This window comes from Streptomyces sp. HUAS TT7 (assembly GCF_051550175.1).
Lineage (GTDB): Bacteria > Actinomycetota > Actinomycetes > Streptomycetales > Streptomycetaceae > Streptomyces.
The window spans coordinates 4,562,180-4,579,931 of sequence record NZ_CP196175.1; the positions used below are offsets into that span (position 1 = coordinate 4,562,180).

General features: G+C 73.2%; 14 protein-coding genes and 1 riboswitch. Of the genes, 4 read left to right on the top strand and 10 right to left on the bottom strand.

All coding sequences use genetic code 11. The features are described from left to right. Nucleotides 1–39: 39 nt before the first annotated feature. The 6 genes from ACSHXC_RS20610 to ACSHXC_RS20635 form a co-directional block, all read right to left on the bottom strand. Complete coding sequence (locus ACSHXC_RS20610; protein ID WP_438292980.1) at nt 40–693, bottom strand: hypothetical protein; 654 nt, start codon at nt 691–693, stop codon at nt 40–42. After that, the gene (locus ACSHXC_RS20615) at nt 678–1,211 is read right to left on the bottom strand and encodes a stage II sporulation protein M (protein ID WP_438292981.1); all 534 of its coding nucleotides are present in this window, start codon (nt 1,209–1,211) and stop codon (nt 678–680) included. Before ACSHXC_RS20615 ends, ACSHXC_RS20610 begins: the two co-directional genes overlap by 16 nt. A gap of 104 nt (nt 1,212–1,315) precedes the next feature. Then, nucleotides 1,316–1,597 carry a hypothetical protein gene (locus ACSHXC_RS20620; protein WP_189967560.1) on the bottom strand — a complete coding sequence of 94 codons (282 nt, stop codon included), beginning with the start codon at nt 1,595–1,597 and terminating at the stop codon, nt 1,316–1,318. 150 nt (nt 1,598–1,747) lie between these two features. Then, entirely contained in the window at nt 1,748–1,996 is a 249-nt protein-coding gene (locus ACSHXC_RS20625) for a LuxR C-terminal-related transcriptional regulator (protein WP_438292982.1), read from the bottom strand. A 250-nt stretch (nt 1,997–2,246) separates the two neighbouring features. Beyond that, nucleotides 2,247–3,098, bottom strand: coding sequence for a lytic polysaccharide monooxygenase auxiliary activity family 9 protein (locus tag ACSHXC_RS20630; protein WP_438292983.1), 852 nt, complete (start codon nt 3,096–3,098; stop codon nt 2,247–2,249). Between the two features lie 126 nt (nt 3,099–3,224). Next, nucleotides 3,225–5,144 carry a GTP-binding protein gene (locus tag ACSHXC_RS20635; RefSeq protein WP_438292984.1) on the bottom strand — a complete coding sequence of 640 codons (1,920 nt, stop codon included), beginning with the start codon at nt 5,142–5,144 and terminating at the stop codon, nt 3,225–3,227. Between the two features lie 351 nt (nt 5,145–5,495). On the opposite strand from ACSHXC_RS20635, the gene cbiE reads away from it, so the two are divergent. The 3 genes from cbiE to ACSHXC_RS20650 all read left to right on the top strand — a co-directional run bounded on the left by cbiE (nt 5,496) and on the right by ACSHXC_RS20650 (nt 8,315). After that, nucleotides 5,496–6,758, top strand: a complete 1,263-nt coding sequence (gene cbiE / locus ACSHXC_RS20640; protein ID WP_438292985.1) for a precorrin-6y C5,15-methyltransferase (decarboxylating) subunit CbiE — start codon at nt 5,496–5,498, stop codon at nt 6,756–6,758. Then, the gene (gene cobM, locus ACSHXC_RS20645; RefSeq protein WP_438292986.1) at nt 6,755–7,498 is read left to right on the top strand and encodes a precorrin-4 C(11)-methyltransferase; all 744 of its coding nucleotides are present in this window, start codon (nt 6,755–6,757) and stop codon (nt 7,496–7,498) included. Before cbiE ends, cobM begins: the two co-directional genes overlap by 4 nt. Nucleotides 7,499–7,568: 70 nt before the next feature. Beyond that, complete coding sequence (locus tag ACSHXC_RS20650; RefSeq protein WP_438292987.1) at nt 7,569–8,315, top strand: cobalt-precorrin-6A reductase; 747 nt, start codon at nt 7,569–7,571, stop codon at nt 8,313–8,315. Here ACSHXC_RS20650 and ACSHXC_RS20655 read toward each other — a convergent pair. Genes ACSHXC_RS20655 through ACSHXC_RS20665 form a run of 3 tightly spaced genes read right to left on the bottom strand, consistent with a single transcriptional unit; the run spans nt 8,300 to nt 11,870 of the window. Next, complete coding sequence (locus ACSHXC_RS20655; protein WP_438292988.1) at nt 8,300–9,805, bottom strand: precorrin-2 C(20)-methyltransferase; 1,506 nt, start codon at nt 9,803–9,805, stop codon at nt 8,300–8,302. The genes ACSHXC_RS20650 and ACSHXC_RS20655 overlap by 16 nt on opposite strands. Before the next feature lie 5 nt (nt 9,806–9,810). Then, on the bottom strand, nt 9,811–10,458 hold the full coding sequence (locus ACSHXC_RS20660) for a precorrin-8X methylmutase (protein WP_438292989.1): 648 nt from the start codon (nt 10,456–10,458) through the stop codon (nt 9,811–9,813). Beyond that, a complete protein-coding gene (locus tag ACSHXC_RS20665; protein ID WP_438296715.1) occupies nt 10,455–11,870 on the bottom strand; it encodes a cobalamin biosynthesis protein CobG in 1,416 nt (471 codons plus the stop codon). Before ACSHXC_RS20665 ends, ACSHXC_RS20660 begins: the two co-directional genes overlap by 4 nt. 357 nt (nt 11,871–12,227) lie before the next feature. After that, nucleotides 12,228–12,311, top strand: a riboswitch (cobalamin riboswitch). 72 nt (nt 12,312–12,383) lie between these two features. Between ACSHXC_RS20665 and cobN the strand changes: the two genes are divergently transcribed. Beyond that, a complete protein-coding gene (cobN, locus tag ACSHXC_RS20670; protein WP_438292990.1) occupies nt 12,384–16,019 on the top strand; it encodes a cobaltochelatase subunit CobN in 3,636 nt (1,211 codons plus the stop codon). Between the two features lie 48 nt (nt 16,020–16,067). Here cobN and ACSHXC_RS20675 read toward each other — a convergent pair whose 3' ends face one another. Further along, entirely contained in the window at nt 16,068–17,705 is a 1,638-nt protein-coding gene (locus ACSHXC_RS20675; RefSeq protein WP_438292991.1) for a sigma-70 family RNA polymerase sigma factor, read from the bottom strand. Nucleotides 17,706–17,752 lie beyond the last annotated feature (47 nt).

Sequence of the window (17,752 nt, forward strand, 5' to 3'; positions counted from 1 at the left end):
GGTGTGCGTCGGGGCGGTTCTCTTCGGGGATTTCGGGGCTCAGGAGGGCAGCAGCAGGAGCGTCCCGGTGTACAGGGCGGTGAGGGCGCCCGCCATGGCCAGCGCGCGCGGCCAGGCGGCTCCCGCGAAGGACCGGGCGGCCCACAGCAGCGCGCCGAAGAGCAGCGGAAGCCAGCCGTCGGGTCTGGTCAACGCCGGTACCGCCGTGGCCAGTTGGGCCCACCCGAAGGCGGCCAGGATGCCCTGTCCGGCCAGCTTGGCGAGGACGTACAGGCCCCAGGCGATGGTGAATGTCCGGCGCACGCCGGTGAAGTCGAACGTCGCCGGGTCGGGAGTGCGCCACCGCAGGGCCAGCGCGCCGAGCACCCCGAAGAGCACGCCGAGCACGCCGATCGTCACCAGGTTGGCCAGGGTCGCGGTGCTCCACCCGATGGCCGTGCCGATCCCCACCGCGCCGTCCGGCGCGTCGGGCAGGCGGACCTGGAGGCGCGCCCGGATCTCGTCCCACAGGGGTATGCAGAACGCGGCGGTGCAGAGCAGCAGCAGCGCGACGCCGAGCGCGTGGGCGCGCCTGGTGGGGAGCCGCCCCGTCGGCCCGCCCGCCGTCGGGGGCGCGGCCGATCCCTGCTGCAACTCGCTTGCGTACGACGGGAGTTGAGCCACTCCCGCGGTACGCCCTATGTGCTCAACCATGTCTCCACTCCCGCAGCTACGACAAGACCTGCCAGCGACACCGCCCACAGCCGGGCGGCATCGACGATCTGGGCCCACCACTCGGCACGCCCGATCGGTCGGCCGAGGCCGGAACGGGCCCAGGTCACCAGCGGCACCAGACCCGCGCCGGCGGCGACCGCCACGGCCGCCAGCTCCAGCGGCATGTGCGGCAGCAGATGCCGGACCACTCCTTCGCCGCCGAGGGCCGGGGCCGCCTGGCCCCAGCTGTGACCGGCGAGCGCACCGGTGACCAGCGCCACCGGCACCGTGGCCAGACCGGCCGTGACGACGCCGAGGAACAGGGCGCCGGAAACGCCGACGTTCCTGAGCAGGATCGACTGGAAGAGGTCCCAGTCGCCGTCCTGCCGGACCCGGGTCAACGCGCTCGCGTCCGTCGGGGCGTTGAGCCAACCGACACCGAACGCCGTGAACCAGAGCACCGCGCCGCACAAAAGACTCGGCCATTGCCGACGGAGGAGGCCGGCCGTCGTCCTCATTGCGTTTCCCGCCCAGTTGTTGCTTTACTGAATAAATAACTCTTGAGTGGCCCGTGGCCGCCGGGATTCCACTTGTCCGAATCCCGGCGGCACATGAATGCACGTCAGGCGACGAATGCCTTGCGGCCACCGCGCTTGATGGCCTGCTTGGCGGCCCACATGAGGGCGCCGCCGATGGCCAGACCGCCGGAGGCCAGGCCGATCGCCGAGGCGATGTCCATGCCCGCCATGATCGACTGCCAGGCGGCCGAGGCCGCGTCGTTGCTCATCTTGAACGAGCTCTTGAGGAAGAACGGCGCGGCGACGGCGGCGACCATGAAGGCGCCGAAGACGGCCGAGCCGACGGCGGCCGCGGGCATGACGCGGCGGATGGTCGAACGGTTCATGAGGTGGGGATTCCTTCCCGGAGGCTATGGATGATCCGGGCGCGGATGCCGCGCTGCGCACCGTCCCGTGCGCCGCTCCGGCGTCCCGGGCGACACCTTCGATCTTGCCGCCTGTGATCGACTTGTTCCATTGCCTCTTAGGGCAATGCCCTAAGAGGCAATGGAATCCTGGGTCAAGGCTTCGCGATGCTGGACGGACACCAGGGTCGCCTCAAGTCTGGAGTCGAGGTCGAGTTTGCGTACGACGCTCGTGATGTGGGCCTTGATCGTGCGCTCGGCGATGCCGAGGCGCCGGGCGAGCGCCCGGTTCGGTTCGGCCCGGGCGAGGTTGCGCAGGACCTCTCGTTCCCGGCAGGTCAGCCGGTCCAGCTTTCTGGTGTCGAATTCAGCCACGCTCATTGCTTCAACTCCCCCTGTCGGTTCCCCGTGCCGCTGCCCGGGGTCGATGGGAGCGGCACAACAGAAAGAGCCGGACGACGCTGTTCGTGCCAGTCCTGGTCGGGACTACCGCGACGCCGTCCGGCTCGCTGACTTGACCTGAAGTTTACCTACTTGGTCGGAATTTGCGAGCTGTGCGTGGTCTGACTCACATTCTCCTTCGGGAAACCTCACGGCTCAACGGGTGGGGCGCCCGGGTGGGTTGACCGGCTCAGCCGCGGCGGCGGCGCAGGAGGAGGAAGCCGCCTGCTGCGGCGCTTGCGGTGGAGACCGCGGCCAGGGCTTGGGGGGCTACGGAGTCGGACGGGTTCGGCGGGGTTGCGGCGGGGGGTGTGGGGTCGCCGCCGTGGCCGTGGTGGGTCACTGTGGAGTGGGGGGCGTCTGCGGTGATCCTCTGTTCCGACGGCGCCGCGGCGGCCTTCGCGGTGCTGCCGTACACCACGTCCGAGCAGCTGTAGAACGCCTCCGGGCTGTCGTCGCGCTGCCAGACCTTGTAGATGATGTGGCGGCCGGTGCGGGCGGGCAGCGTACCGGTGAAGTCGTAGTAGCCGTCCGTCGCCGTTCTGGAGGTCTGGTAGGTGGCTACGGGGGTGTCGTCCAGGTCGGACCACTTCAGCGGCTTGGTCGGGTCGAAGCCCTGCTTGGTGATGTACACCGTCATCGTGCCCGAATGCGCCGCCGTCACCCGGAACTTGAAGTCGAACTGCCCCGCCGCGACGCTGGTGGACGGCCAGTCGGTACGGGCCCAGTCCAGCGCCCGGTACTTGTCCCGGTTCGCCGAGCACAGCTTGCCGTCCGGGATGAGCTGGCGGGACTGGCCGTTGGCGTTGGCGATGTTCACCTCGTTCCAGTCGTACAGCGGCTGCGTCCCCGAATCCGCGACGAGGTCCTTGCACACCTGCGACACCGGGTGCTCCGGGCCCTCGGCGTAACAGGCGGCGATCCGGCTGACCGGGTTGAACATGGCTCCGTGCGCGGACGCGGGCGTCGGGGTGAGGGTGAGGAGCGTCAGGGAGGTCGCCCCGAGGACACCCAGGGACGCTGCGGTACGCCGTGCGGACATGCGAGTGCTCCTTGATCGTGGGGAGGCGGGGCGGCTGTGGCGCATCGCGGGCGCGCCAAGTCGCCCTCCGGTAGCGGTACTTGAGAGACTGGCATTGGTCTGGACCAAGTCGCAAGAGGTCTGCGGCTACCTGTCCGCCCGGGGAGGACGGTGGTTCGTCGGCCGGGCCGCGGGCCTGTCCTTCGCCGGGCGGGACCACCAGACGGCCTCGCCGTGGGTCAGGCCGGGCAGGCGCCGTTCGATCGCCGCGACCCGGCGGGCCGCCACCGTGCCGCGCAGCAGCCATCCCTCGGCGGCGGCCGCGCTCTCCTCGATGAGCGCGCCCATGGAGGTGAGCTGTCCGGCCACGGTCGCGAGAGAGGCGGGCGGGATCTCCAACTCGAAGGCCCGGTACGGCTCGTAGAGCGTGGTTCCGGCGTCCCGCAGGGCGCCTTCCAGGACGATCCTGGTCAGCGCGCGGAAGTCGCCCGCCGTACTCATGACGCTGTTGAAGCCGGAGCGTACGAGCGTGACCGCGCAGTCCGTGACCGCCCAGCCCAGCGGGCCCGTACGCAGTGCGTCGTGCACCGTCTCCTCCACGGCCTGGTGGAACGCGCGGGGCAGTGCGCCGAGCTCGGTCTCGTACCGGAAGGTGTTTCCCCTGCCGTACGGGGCCGGTTCGACGCGGAGTCCGACGGTGGCCCAGTGCCCGGTGGGTGCCGGGCCGCGGTGCATCTCCTCGGTGAACTTCCCTGTATGGGTGGGGCGTTCGGTGTGCACCGTACGGCTCGGCTCGAAGACCGCCTCAATGCCGTACGTGTCCGCGAGCGTGACGGCGATGACCTCCTTCTGCACCTCCCCGTACAGGAACACCGAGGTGGCGCCGCCTGGTTCGGTGCGGGCGCGGATCAGGGGGTCCTGTTCCGCGAGGTCCTTCAGGGCCGCGTTGAGCCGGGCGGCCGCTGCGGTGCCGGGGTCCCGGGGGCGTACGACGGACTGGAGGGTGGGGGTCGCGAAGTGGGTGCCGCGCTCGTCCGGGTGGCCCAGGTGGTCGCCTACGCGGATGTCGGGCAGGCCGCGAAGTCTCCCGATGTTTCCGGGGGTGAGGGTGGGAGTGGGGCTCGGGTCGGCTCCGACGACGCTCAGCGAGGTCAGGCGGCCGGTGTGGGATCCGGTGGGGGTGGTGAAGGCCAGCTTCTGACGTACCGTCACCTCGCCCTCGAAGAGGCGGAGGTACGCCGTTCTGTGGCCGGTCGCCGCGTCGCGTTCCACCGCGAAGACCGTGCCCCGGGGTGGGGCCGCGGGGTTCGGCTCCGGTGCGGGGAGCAGGGTGACCATGGCGTTGATCAGGGCTTCGATGCCCTGGCCGCCGATTGCCGAGCCGAAGTGGACGGGGTGTACGAGCCCCTTCGCGGTCTGGTCGGCCAGGGCCTTGCCGAGTTCGGCGGGGGTGGGGGGCGGGCCGTCCACCACTCGGGTGAGGAGCTCGTCGTCGTGGTCTGCCAGCAACTCGCCCAGGGCGGTGGTGAATTCGGTGTCGTACGGCTTCGGCGAGGTGGTCGCTGTCTTTGTGCCGGCGTTTCGTACCGCCGTCATGGCGACGATGTCGGGGGTCAGCCTGCGGCGGATGTCCGCGAGGAGTGCCTCCGTGCGGGCGCCGGCGCGGTCGATCTTGTTGACGAAGATCAGCGTCGGGAGGCGGGTCTCGCGCAGGGTGCGCATCAGGATGCGGGTCTGCGCCTGTACGCCTTCCACCGCGGACAGGACCAGTACGGCGCCGTCCAGTACGCCCAGGGCGCGCTCCACCTCGGCGATGAAGTCGCTGTGGCCCGGGGTGTCGATGAGGTTGACCTGGGTGTCGCCCACGCGGAACGACGCGACGGCGGAGTGCACGGTGATGCCGCGCTGCCGCTCGATCGCGTTGGTGTCGGTCTGGGTACTGCCGGCGTCCACGCTGCCGAGCCGGTCGATCGTGCCGGTGTCGAAGAGCAGGCGCTCGGTCAGGCTGGTCTTACCGGCGTCTACGTGGGCGAGGATGCCGATGTTCAGGGTGCGGGTCGGTCGCATGAGTGCGGGGGTCTCCGAAGGGTGCCGTGAGGTGTGGGCTCTGGGCTGTCTCGGAGAGTCGGCGCACGTGTTGCTCCCGCGGGGTGGGGGTGGGGGTGGGATGGCTGGGCTTGGTCAGGGTAGGGCGGGGCGGGGTGGGGGTGCGAGGGGTTTTTGGTGCGGGGCGGGGGTGGGCGGGGAGGGGCCTCCCGGGGTCTGGGGCGGAGCCCCGGCGCACCCTGCCGAGCCGCACCCCGCCCCCGGAGCCACGCGGTGGCTAGGGGATAGCCGGGCCCGGGAGGGGCGGGGCGGTCGCCCGGACAGTAGAGTGCGGCTCCGTCCCCCGCGCGCTCACACCGAGGTACTCACACCGTGACCCCCCACCCCCCCAACCCCCTCCCCGACGTCACCGTCATCGGGATCGGGGCCGACGGGTGGGGCGGGCTCGCTCCCGCCTCGCGGAACGCGCTCGGCACCGCCGACGTCGTCATCGGCGGGGCTCGGCAGCTCGCTCTGCTGCCCGACGCGTGCGGCGCGGAACGAGTTGCCTGGCCCACCCCGCTCCGGCCCGCCGTCCCCGTACTCCTCGAAGCCCACCGCGGGCGCCGCATCGCCGTCCTGGCCAGCGGCGATCCCATGTTCTACGGGATCGGGCGCACCCTCACCGAGGTCCTCGGCGCCCCGCCCCGCGTTCTGCCGCACCCCTCCTCGCTCTCCTACGCCTGCGCCCGCCTCGGCTGGGCCGTCGAGGAGACCGAGGTCGTCACCGTCGTCGGGCGGCCGCTCGCCCGGATCGCCGCCGCCCTCCACGACGGGCGCCGGCTCCTCGTGCTCAGCGCCGGCGCCGGCACCCCCGCCGACGTCGCCGCCCTCCTGCGCGACCGTGGGTTCGGGCCCAGCCGGATGCGCGTGCTCGAACGGCTCGGGTCGCAGGACGAGCGCTGCGTCGAAGGGGCCGCCGACGGGTGGGACGCCGACCCCGGCGACGCCCTCAACGTCATCGCCGTCGACTGCCGCCGCGGCCCCGAAACCCTCCGCCTCGGCGCCGTCCCGGGGCTCCCCGACACGGCGTACGAGCACGACGGGCAGCTCACCAAGCGGCACATCCGCGCCGCCACCCTCGGCGCGCTCGCGCCCGCGCCCGGCGAGCTGCTCTGGGACGTCGGCGGCGGCTCCGGCTCCATCGCGGTGGAGTGGATGCGTACGCACCCCTCCTGCCGGGCCTTCACCGTCGAGCGCGACCCCGTACGGGCCGACCGCATCGCCCGCAACGCCGACCGGCTCGGCGTGCCCGCGCTGCGCGTCGTCACCGGCGCCGCCCCGGCCGCACTGGCCCAACTCCCCACCCCCGACGCCGTGTTCATCGGCGGCGGGCTCACCGCACCCGGACTCCTCGCGGCCTGCTGGGACGCGCTTCCCGTCGGCGGACGGCTCGTCGCCAACACCGTCACCCTGGAGTCCGAGGCGCTGCTCGCCGAGTGGTACCGGCAACGCGGCGGCGAACTCGTACGGCTCGCGGTCGCGCACGCCGTGCCGGTCGGCGGGTTCACCGGGTGGCGGCAGGCCATGCCCGTCACCCAGTGGTGCGTGACCAAGTCCGATCCGACCGACCTTTCACCAGGAGCAGCCACATGACCGTGTACTTCATCGGCGCGGGACCCGGTGCCGCCGACCTGATCACGGTGCGCGGCGCCCGGACGCTCGCCTCCTGCCAGGTCTGCCTGTACGCGGGCAGCCTCGTACCGCGCGAGCTCCTCGCGGAATGCCCCGAGGATGCCCGTCTCGTGGACACCGCGCAGCTCAACCTGGACGAGATCGTCGGGGAGTTGGTACGCGCCCACGAGGCCGGGCAGGACGTGGCCCGGCTGCACTCCGGGGACCCGTCCGTGTTCAGCGCCGTCGCCGAGCAGATGCGGCGGCTCGACGCGGCCGGCGTGCCCTACGAGGTCGTGCCGGGGGTGCCCGCGTTCGCTGCGGCGGCGGCCGCCCTCAAGCGGGAGCTCACCGTGCCCACGGTCGGCCAGACCGTCATCCTGACCCGCATCGCCCAGCGCGCCACGGCCATGCCGGAGGGCGAGGACCTCGCGACGCTGGGGCGCAGCGGGGCGCTGCTCGTTCTGCACCTGGCCACGGGGTATGTCGACCGGGTCGTCGAGGAGTTGCTGCCGCACTACGGTGCGGACTGTCCTGCGGCGGTGGTCGCCTATGCCTCGCGGCCCGAGGAACTCGTTCTGCGCGGGACGCTGGCCGACATCGCGGGGCAGGTGAAGGGGGCGGGGGTCGTGCGGACGGCTGTGATTCTGGTGGGGCGCGTGCTGGGGGCGTCCGAATTCAGGGACAGCCACCTGTATTCGGCCGACCGCCACCGTTGCTAGGGCCCCGCCCCTGACCCGGGGTCACCGGGGGCCCCGCCCTTCGCCCCACTCACGAACGGAATCCGATCCTGTGCACGTCTTGATTCTGGGGGGTACGGGCGAGGCCCGTCGGCTGGCGGGGCTGTTGCACGGCGCCGAGGTCGCCGGGCTGCGCGTGACCAGCTCGCTCGCGGGGCGGGTCGCCGCGCCCCGGATGCCGGACGGGGAGGTCCGCGTCGGCGGGTTCGGCGGCGTCGAGGGGCTCGTCCAGTGGCTGCGTACGCACGAGGTGGACGCGCTCGTCGACGCCACCCACCCCTTCGCCCGGACCATCAGTTTCAACGCCGCGGCGGCCGCAGCCGCAGCCCACGTTCCCCTGCTGGCGCTGCGCCGGCCCGGCTGGGCTCCTGGCGAAGGCGACCTCTGGCACCCGGCGGACTCCCTCGACGAGGCCGCGGCGCTGCTCCCCGCGCTCGGCCGCCGCGTCTTCCTCACCACCGGACGCATGGGCCTCGCGGCCTTCGCCCATCTCGATGAGCTGTGGTTTCTCGTGCGGTCCGTCGATGCGCCCGAGCCGCCCTGTCCGGTGCGGATGGAGGTGCTGCTCGATCGTGGGCCCTTCACCTTGGAGGGGGAGAGGAACCTCTTGCGCGCCGCCGCCATCGACGTGCTCGTCACCAAGGACAGCGGGGGCGACGCCACCTCGCCCAAGCTCACCGCCGCCCGCGAGGCCGGGATCCCCGTCGTCGTCGTGCGGCGGCCGCCCGTGCCGGACGGGGTCGCCGTGGCGGCCACCCCCGAGGAGGCGGCCGCCTGGGTGCGTCAGTTCTCCGGGTAGCGGCGCGGGGTCCAGACGATCTCCTCGCCGTCCCCGCGGCGTACGGTCCGGGTCTGCGAGGAGCCGATGAGCAGGATCGTCCGCATGTCGACCTCGGCCGGGTCCAGGTCGGTCAGGCGCACGATGCGGACCCGCTCCGTGGGGCCGCCCACGTCCCGGGCGACCACGACCGGGGTGTCCGGCGTGCGGTGTTCCAGGAGCAGCTCGCGGGCCTTGGCCACCTGCCAGGTGCGGCTCGCCGAGCCGGGGTTGTAGAGCGCGAGGACGAGATCGGCGGCGGCCGCCGCGTGCAGGCGCTCCGCGATGACCTCCCAGGGCTTGAGCCGGTCGGACAGAGAGATCGTCGCGTAGTCGTGGCCGAGCGGGGCGCCCGCGCGGGCGGCGGCCGCGTTGGCCGCGGTCACCCCCGGCAGGACCCGCACGGGAACGTCCGCGTACTCCGGCTGCGAGGCGACCTCAAGGACGGCGGTGGCCATCGCGAAGATGCCCGGGTCGCCGCCCGAGACGACCACAACCCGCCTTCCCCGCATGGCCAGTTGGAGCGCGAACTCGGCGCGCTCGGACTCCACCTTGTTGTCCGAGCCGTGCCGCCGCTGCCCGGGGCGCTCCGGCACCCGGTCCACGTACGTCGTGTAGCCCACCACGTCGTCGGCGGCGGCGAGCGCGCCCCGCGTCTCGGGGGTCAGCCACAGCGGGCCCGCCGGACCCGTGCCCACGACCACGACCTCGCCGCGCTCGCGCTCCGGCGGGGTGGCGTCGATGCGGCTGGGGAGCACCGCGACGGAGAAGTACGGCACCGACTCGGCGTCGATGCCGGCGAGTCGACCGGTGCGCTCGCCCTCCATGGTGGCGCGCTCCACGTACCGCGCCTCGTCCAGGCGGCCCGAACGCTCAAGCGCCCGGCGCACCTTGGTGAACGTACGGCCCAGCTTCATCACCACCGCCGAGTCGGTCGCGGCCAGGCGCGCGGTGAGCTCCTCCTCCGGCAGCGTGCCGGGCAGGATCGTCAGCACCTCCTCGGCCTCCACCAGCGGCTCCCCGAGCCGGGCGGCCGCGGCGCTCACCGAGGTCACCCCTGGGATCACCTCGGTCGGATAGCGGTGCGCCAGCCGCTTGTGCATGTGCTGGTACGAGCCGTAGAACAGCGGGTCGCCCTCGGCGAGCACGGCGACCGTGCGGCCCGCGTCGAGGTGCTCGGCCAGCCGGGCCGAGGCCTCCTCGTAGAAGTCGTTCAGGGCGCCCCGGTAGCCGCCGGGGTGGTCGGTGGTCTCCACGGTGAGCGGGTAGACCAGCTTCTCCTCGATGTGGTCGGCACGGATGTGCTTCGCCGCGATCGAGCGCGCTATGGACCGGCCGTGCCGCGCCGAGTGGTAGGCCACCACGTCCGCCTCGGCGATGGCCTCCACCGCGCGTACGGTCATGAGGGAGGGGTCGCCGGGCCCGAGCCCGACCCCGTAGAGGCGGCCCACATTGTCGTTCTTCTCGCTCATTGCGTTCATTCCGTCTCGCTCGCGATCGCGTTGAGTGCGGCCGCGGCGATCGCGCTGCCGCCGCGCCGGCCCCGTACCACCAGGTGTTCCAGGCCCGAGGGGTGCGCGGCGAGTGCGTCCTTGGACTCGGCGGCGCCGATGAAGCCGACCGGTACGCCGATGACGGCGGCCGGCCGCGGCGCGCCCTCCTCGATCATTTCGAGCAGCCGGAACAGGGCGGTGGGCGCGTTGCCGACGGCAACCACCGCGCCGTCCAGGCGGTCGCGCCACAGCTCCAGGGCGGCGGCGCTGCGCGTCGTGCCCATCTTCGCGGCGAGCTCGGGCACCGACGGGTCGGCCAGCGTGCACAGGACCTCGTTGTCGGCGGGCAGCCGCTTGCGGGTCACCCCGCTGGCCACCATCCGCGCGTCGCACAGGATCGGCGCGCCCGCGCGCAGCGCCTCGCGGGCCCGGGCCACGACGCCGGGCGTCCAGCCGAGGTCACGGGTCAGGTCCGTCATGCCGCAGGCGTGGATCATGCGGACCGCGACCTGGCTCACGTCGGCGGGCAGGCCGGTGAGGTCCGCCTCGGCGCGGATCGTGGCGAAGGACTGGCGGTAGATCTCCGCGCCGTCCTTCTCGTAGTCGAACACTGTCACTGTGCTCTCGCTCATCTCGTAGTTGTCCCTGTTCCCGTTCCTGTCGCCTGCGTTCGGGCCGGTCCTGTCGCCGCCGTGCTCCGTGCCGCGGCGACGGCAACCGCCAACTCGCCCTGTTCCATTGGCACTTGGCGTTCCCCTGCACCTCGTACCGCCACCGTGTAGTGGCCGTCGGGGGTCGCCGTCACGTCCACCCAGTCGCCGTGCGGGTGCCCGCAGCGGCGTTCGCAGCCCGACCAGTGGACCGGCAGCCCGCCCGGCCCCGGCAGGGCGTCCCGGCGTACGTCGGCCAGCGCCTTGGCGCAGCCGGGGCGGCCGGTGCACGCCCCGACCCCGGCCCACGGGGCGTCGGGGGTGGTGATGAACCCGGCGTCGTGGAGCTGCCGCAGCTTCTCGTGGGCCGTGCGCTCGTCGAACCCGGGGAGGACGAATCCGCGCCACGGGGTGATCCTGACCTCGCCGCCGGGGCCGGCGAGCGCCCGCAGCTGGGTGCTGGTCACGCGGCCGAGCACGGGGGCCACGATCACGGCGTACGTTCCGTCGGGGGCGGCCGCGGTGCCGGGTTCCGGGGCGGTCGCGTGCGCGTCCGGTACGGGGGCGGGCTCGGCCGGGATGCCCGCGTCGGCCAGGGTGCGCGCGAGGGCGACCTCGTGGCCCGGGGGGAGTTCGCGTACCCGCCAGGCGCCGGTGCCCGCGGCGGCCGCGGTGGCGAGGAAGGCGCGGGCGGCTTCCAGTGCCGCGCGGGGGGCGTCGGCCGCCGCCACGCGCAGCGTGCTCGCCCCGACCCGTACGACTGCCGTGTCTCCGCCCTCCTGTGCGAGCAAGGTCACATCGGCGCCGAGGCTCGCGACGTCTCCGCGGCCGTCGTCCAGGGCGAACAGGAAGCGGCCCGAGAGCGCGGGCGTCCAGTCCTGGGCGCACAGGAGCGCGTCCAGTTCGCGCAGCCAGGGGTGCAGGGTGCCGTGGCCGAGGTTGTCGAGCCCGGCCAGTGGCGAAGCCACGATGTTGCGGATCCGCTCGTGCCGCTCGGAGGGCAACAGGGCGGTGTGGCGCAGGAGTTCGGCGAGGCCGGTGCCGCAGCTGTCGCCGATGCCGCGCAACTCGGCGTTGCCGCGGGAGGTGATGCCGAGGTGGCCGTCCCCGTACCGCTCGGCCGCGGCGGCCAGCGCGTTGACCTGACGGACCGTCAAGATGCCGCCGGGGAGCCGGAGTCGGGCCAGTCTGCCGTCGTCCGCGGTGTGCAGGCGGAGGGTGCCCGGGCAGGCGTCGTCGCGGTCCCGTACGACGGGGGCCGGGCGGGCGGGGCGCCCGGCGGCATCCTGGGCTGTCGCTCGGACGTCGTGCACGACAGCTCCCAAGGGGTCCGCTATGCGGGGTTCGCCCTGGTTGGGGGGTGTTGTGGAGGGGGGCGGCATGGCGGCGAGCATACCCACGAGCGAGGCGGTGGCCACCCGGGCGGGCTTTTCCCCCACCCCGCCCCTTCCCGAAACCCTCCGGGGGTCGTCATTCGGCTGCGGCCCGTCGGTGGCCCTGGGGCTCCGCCCCAGACCTCGTTCGCGCCTGAAGGGCGCTCGTCCTCAATCGCCGGACAGGCTGAAGATGCCCACCCCGGCCAGGATCGACCCTGCTAGGGGCGCGGGGAACTGCGCGACCAGCCACAGACGGCCCGCACTGAGCCTCACCACCCGCGGAAGCGCCCCGCACCACCCGGAGCGCCCCCGGCAAGGTCGCTACTATGCAGGCAACGGGCCGCACGGCCCGTTGCGCCGGTGACGGCGTCAGGGGAGGAAGCCCGGTGTGATTCCGGCGCGGTCCCGCCACTGTGAGCCCGGACCCGAGCCCCGCTCGGCCGGGTGAGTCAGGAACTCCCCCCTCCCCTCGGGGAGATCCATTCCGACACCACCCGGGGCGCGGACACCCCGAGGAAGGCCTGACGCCGCATGCTGCACACGTCCGGGGAGCCCGCAGAGGACCCCCGCCCCATCCTGCTCCTGTCGACGTCCGACACCGACCTCCTCAGCGCCCGCGCCGCGAGCGGCGGCGGCCCGGTGCCCTACCGGTTCGCCAACCCGTCCCGGCTCGCGCTCGACGCCCTGCCCGGGCTCATCGACGGCGTCGGGCTCGTCGTCGTACGACTGCTCGGCGGCGTACGCGCCTGGCAGGACGGGCTCGATCAGCTCACCGCGAGCGGGCTCCCCGTCGTCGTGCTCACCGGCGAACAGGCCCCGGACGCCCAGCTGATGGCGGCCTCCACCGTCCCCGTCGGCATCGCCGCCGAGGCGCACGCCTACCTCGCGCACGGCGGCCCGGCCAACCTCGGCCAGCTCGCCCGCTTCCTGTCCGACACCGTGCTGCTCACCGGCCACGGCTTCGAGCCGCCCGCGCCCGCGCCCTCCTGGGGCCCCCTTGAGCGCACGGTCCGTACGGTCGACGGCCCGACCGTCGCGGTGCTCTACTACCGCGCCCACCACATGAGCGGCAACACCGCCTTCGTGGACACCCTGTGCGGCGCGATCGAGGACGCCGGGGCCCGCGCGCTCCCGCTGTACGTGTCCTCGCTGCGCACCCCCGAGCCCGAGCTCATCGACGAACTGGGCGCCGCCGACGCCATCGTGACCACCGTCCTCGCGGCCGGCGGCACCAAGCCGGCTACCGCGTCGGCGGGCGGCGACGACGAGTCCTGGGACGCGGGCGCCCTCAGCGGCCTGGACGTACCGATCCTCCAGGCGCTCTGCCTCACCGGCTCCCGCAGCGCCTGGGAGGAGAACGACGAGGGCGTCTCCCCGCTGGATGCGGCCAGCCAGATCGCCGTCCCCGAGTTCGACGGGCGCCTCATCACCGTCCCGTTCTCCTTCAAGGAGATCGACGAGGACGGTCTGCCCTCGTACGTCGCCGATGCCGAGCGCGCCGCGCGCGTCGCCGGTATCGCCGTGCGGCACGCCCGGCTCCGGCACATTCCCGCCGGCGACAAGCGGCTCGCGCTCGTGCTCTCCGCGTACCCGACCAAGCACTCCCGGATCGGCAACGCGGTCGGCCTCGACACCCCCGCGAGCGCCGTCGCGCTGCTTCGCCGGCTGCGCGCCGAGGGCTACGACTTCGGGCCCGAGGAAGAGATCCCGGGCCTGGTCTCCGGCGACGGCGACGAGCTGATCCGCGCCCTGATCGACGCGGGCGGCCACGACCAGGACTGGCTCACCGAGGAGCAGCTGGCCGCCAACCCGGTCCGCATCCCGGCCGCCGACTACAAGCGCTGGTACGCCACCCTGCCCGAGGAGCTGCGCAGCGGCGTCGAGGAGCACTGGGGGCCGCCGCCCGGCGAGATGTTCCTCGACCGCTCCCGCAATCCCGAGGGCGACATCGTGCTCGCCGCCCTGCGCCGCGGCAATCTGCTGATCCTCATCCAGCCGCCGCGCGGCTTCGGCGAGAACCCGATCGCGATCTACCACGACCCCGATCTGCCGCCCTCGCACCACTACTTGGCCGCCTACCGCTGGATCGCGGCCTCCGCAGCCGACGGCGGATTCGGCGCCGACGCGATGATCCACCTCGGCAAGCACGGCAACCTGGAGTGGCTGCCCGGCAAGAACGCGGGCCTGTCCGCCGCCTGCGGCCCCGACGCCGCGCTCGGCGACATCCCGCTGGTCTACCCGTTCCTGGTCAACGACCCGGGCGAGGGCACCCAGGCCAAGCGCCGCGTGCACGCCACGCTGATCGACCACCTGGTGCCGCCGATGGCCCGCGCCGACTCCTACGGCGACATCGCGCGCCTGGAGCAACTCCTCGACGAGCACGCCCAGATCGCGTCCATGGACCCGGCCAAGCTGCCCGCGATCCGCGCCCAGATCTGGACGCTGATCCAGGCCGCGAAGCTCGACCACGACCTGGGGCTCGAAGACCGCCCCGAGGACGAGGGCTTCGACGAGTTCATCATGCATCTCGACGGCTGGCTCTGCGAGATCAAGGACGTCCAGATCCGCGACGGCCTGCACGTGCTCGGCAACGCCCCGGCCGGCGCCGACCGCGTCAACCTGGTCCTCGCGATCCTGCGCGCCCGCCAGATCTGGGGCGGCACCACCGCCCTGCCCGGCCTGCGCGAGGCACTCGGCCTCGACGAGTCCGCGGCCACCCGCACCTTGGCCGACGAGGCCGAGGAACAGGCCCGCGCCCTCGTGCAGTTGATGGACGACGCCGACTGGGACCTGGCCGCGATCCCCGCCGACCAGCCCCAACAGGTGCGTGCCATCCTGGAGTTCGCGGCCCGCGAGGTCGTCCCGCGCCTGGCCGCGACGACCGCCGAACTCGACCACACCGTCCACGCCCTGAACGGCGGCTTCGTACCGGCCGGCCCCTCGGGCTCGCCGCTCCGCGGCCTCGTCAACGTCCTCCCGACCGGCCGCAACTTCTACTCCGTAGACCCCAAGGCCGTCCCCTCCCGGCTCGCCTGGGAGACCGGCCAGGCCCTCGCCGAGTCCCTCGCCAACCGCTACCGCACCGACAACGGCGACTGGCCGACCTCGGTCGGGCTCTCCCTGTGGGGTACGAGCGCGATGCGCACGGCGGGCGACGACGTGGCCGAGGCGATGGCGCTGCTCGGTGTCCGCCCCGTCTGGGACGACGCCTCGCGCCGCGTCACCGGCCTGGAGCCGATCCCGCTCGACGAGCTCGGCCGCCCCCGCATCGACGTGACCCTGCGCATCTCGGGCTTCTTCCGCGACGCCTTCCCGCACACGATCGGCCTGCTGGACGACGCGGTACGCCTGGCGGCCTCCCTCGACGAGGCCGCCGACCAGAACTACGTACGCGCCCACACCCAGGCCGACCTCGCCGAGCACGGCGACGAACGCCGCGCCACCACCCGCATCTTCGGCTCCCGCCCCGGCACCTACGGCGCGGGCCTGCTCCAGCTCATCGACTCGCGCGACTGGCGCACCGACGCCGACCTCGCCGAGGTCTACACGGTGTGGGGCGGCTACGCGTACGGCCGCGAACTGGACGGCCGCCCGGCCCGGGACGAGATGGAGACGGCGTACAAGCGGATCGCGGTCGCGGCGAAGAACACCGACACCCGCGAGCACGACATCGCCGACTCGGACGACTACTTCCAGTACCACGGCGGCATGGTGGCCACCGTCCGCGCGCTGCGCGGCACCGCTCCCGAGGCGTACATCGGCGACTCCACCCGCCCCGAGACGGTCAAGACCCGCACCCTGGTCGAGGAGACCTCGCGGGTCTTCCGGGCCCGCGTGGTGAACCCCAAGTGGATCGAGGCGATGCGCCGCCACGGCTACAAGGGCGCCTTCGAACTCGCCGCGACGGTGGACTACCTGTTCGGCTACGACGCGACGACGGGCGTGGTCGCCGACTGGATGTACGACAAGCTGACCGAGACGTACGTCCTGGACCCGGCCAACCGCGAGTTCCTCCAGTCCGCCAACCCGTGGGCCCTGCACGGCATCGCGGAACGACTCCTGGAGGCCGAGTCCCGCGGCATGTGGGCGAAGCCCGACCCGGCGGTTCTGGAAGCCCTCCGCCAGGTGTACCTGGAGACCGAGGGGGACCTGGAGGACGAGGGCTGAGTTCCCCGTACGGACGGCGGGCCCGGGCCCGCCGTCCTCTGGCGGGCGCTACCCCTGGGTGCCGAAGTCCTGGGTCCACCACGGCCCGCCCGACCCGTAGTGCACCCCTATCCCGATCTCCTTGAACGCGCAGTTCAGGATGTTGGCGCGGTGGCCGGGGCTGTGCATCCAGGAGTCCATGACGGCGGCCGCGTCGGCCTGCCCGCGGGCGATGTTCTCGCCGTACGTACTCCACTTGTACCCGGCGGCGGTGATGCGCTCGCCGGGCCCGGCGCCGCTGGGGTCGGTGTGGTCGAAGAAGTTCTGCGCGGCCATGTTCTCGGAGTGCTTGAGGGCGGCGTCGTAGAGCTTGGGACTGCTGGTGAGCGCGGAGCAACCGGCCTTGGCACGCTCGGAGTTGACGAGCGCGAGCACCTCCTGGGCGGCGGCCGGCTGGCCGGAGTCGGCGCTGGGGGCCGCGCGCTTGGTGCTGGGCGTGGGCTTGGGCGACGCGGGGGGCGAGGAGGGCCTGGTCGAAGGCGTCGAGGGCTTGGCGCTGGGGCGGGCCGAACTGCTGGGCCTCGCCGGTGAGTTGGAGACGGAAGGGGTCGGCGGAACCGGCTTCGTACTGATGCCGTCGGCGGCGGCCTCGGTGGTGGTGGCGGGGGCGTCGGCGACGGCGTGGGACGCGTCGTCCCCGGAGTCGGTGAAGAAGCGGAAGGCCCCGCCGAGGGCGGCGATCGCGGCGACCCCGGCGATGACGGCGGCGGCCCGGCGCCGGCGCCGCGCCCGCTGGTCGCGCCGGTCGCGCCGGGAGGTGGGGCCGCGGCGCTTGTGGGCGGCGTGGGTGGCTCGCGGGGCGGGCTGGGGGGTGGCCTGGGTGGTGGCGTGTGCGGCGGTCTGCAGATGGGGCGTCTGCCCGTGCAGCGCGGCGAGAAGGCCGGCCGTTGCCATCGCCGGGACGAGGGCGAGGCCGACAAGAAGCCCCTCGGCGGGTATGAGCCCGCTCCAGTGCCCGGAGCAGACGGCGCAGGTGCGGGCGTGCCGGGCTATGCGCTTGCGCCAGAGGGCGGAGGGCACGCCGTCCCAGGAGAGGGCGAGCCCGGAGAGCTCGCCGCAGCGCTCGACCCCGGCGAGGGCGCGCACGACGACGCGGGCGGTCTCCAACTGGCCCTTCATGCGCTGGATGCGTACGGCGGCGTGCTCGGGGGACAGTTCGAGCGCGGAGGCGACCTCGCCCCGGGTGAGGACGCCCGCCGCCTCCAGCCACCACAGCGAGAGGAGCGCGCGGTCGTCGGGCTCCAGCCAGCGGGTGGCCTCGGTGACCTCCTTGCGCTGCCCGGAGAGCCCGAGCCGGACGATGGTGAGGTCGACGAAGTCGGCGCCGGGGTCGGCGACGTCGTAGGCGTCCTGGAGTCCGCCGTCGACGGGGGTACGGCGGTGGCCCTGCCAGTACCGCCGGATCTCGTTCATGGTGACGGAGACCAGCCAGGACCGGAAGGCCTCCGGGTCACGCAGCGAGCCGATCCCGTCGAGCATCCGCAGCAGGCTCTCCTGCACGACGTCGTCGACATCGGCGTGCCCGTTCAGCGCGCGGCCGACGATGTTGTACACGAGCGGCAGATACCCGGCTATGAGCTCGTCGCGGGCCGCCTGGTCACCGGCCCGAGCCGCGACGACCACCGCGGCTCCCTGTTCACTGATCACGCCTCGTCCACTCTCCCCGGCATCGACCGAACCTAACTGGCCCGACG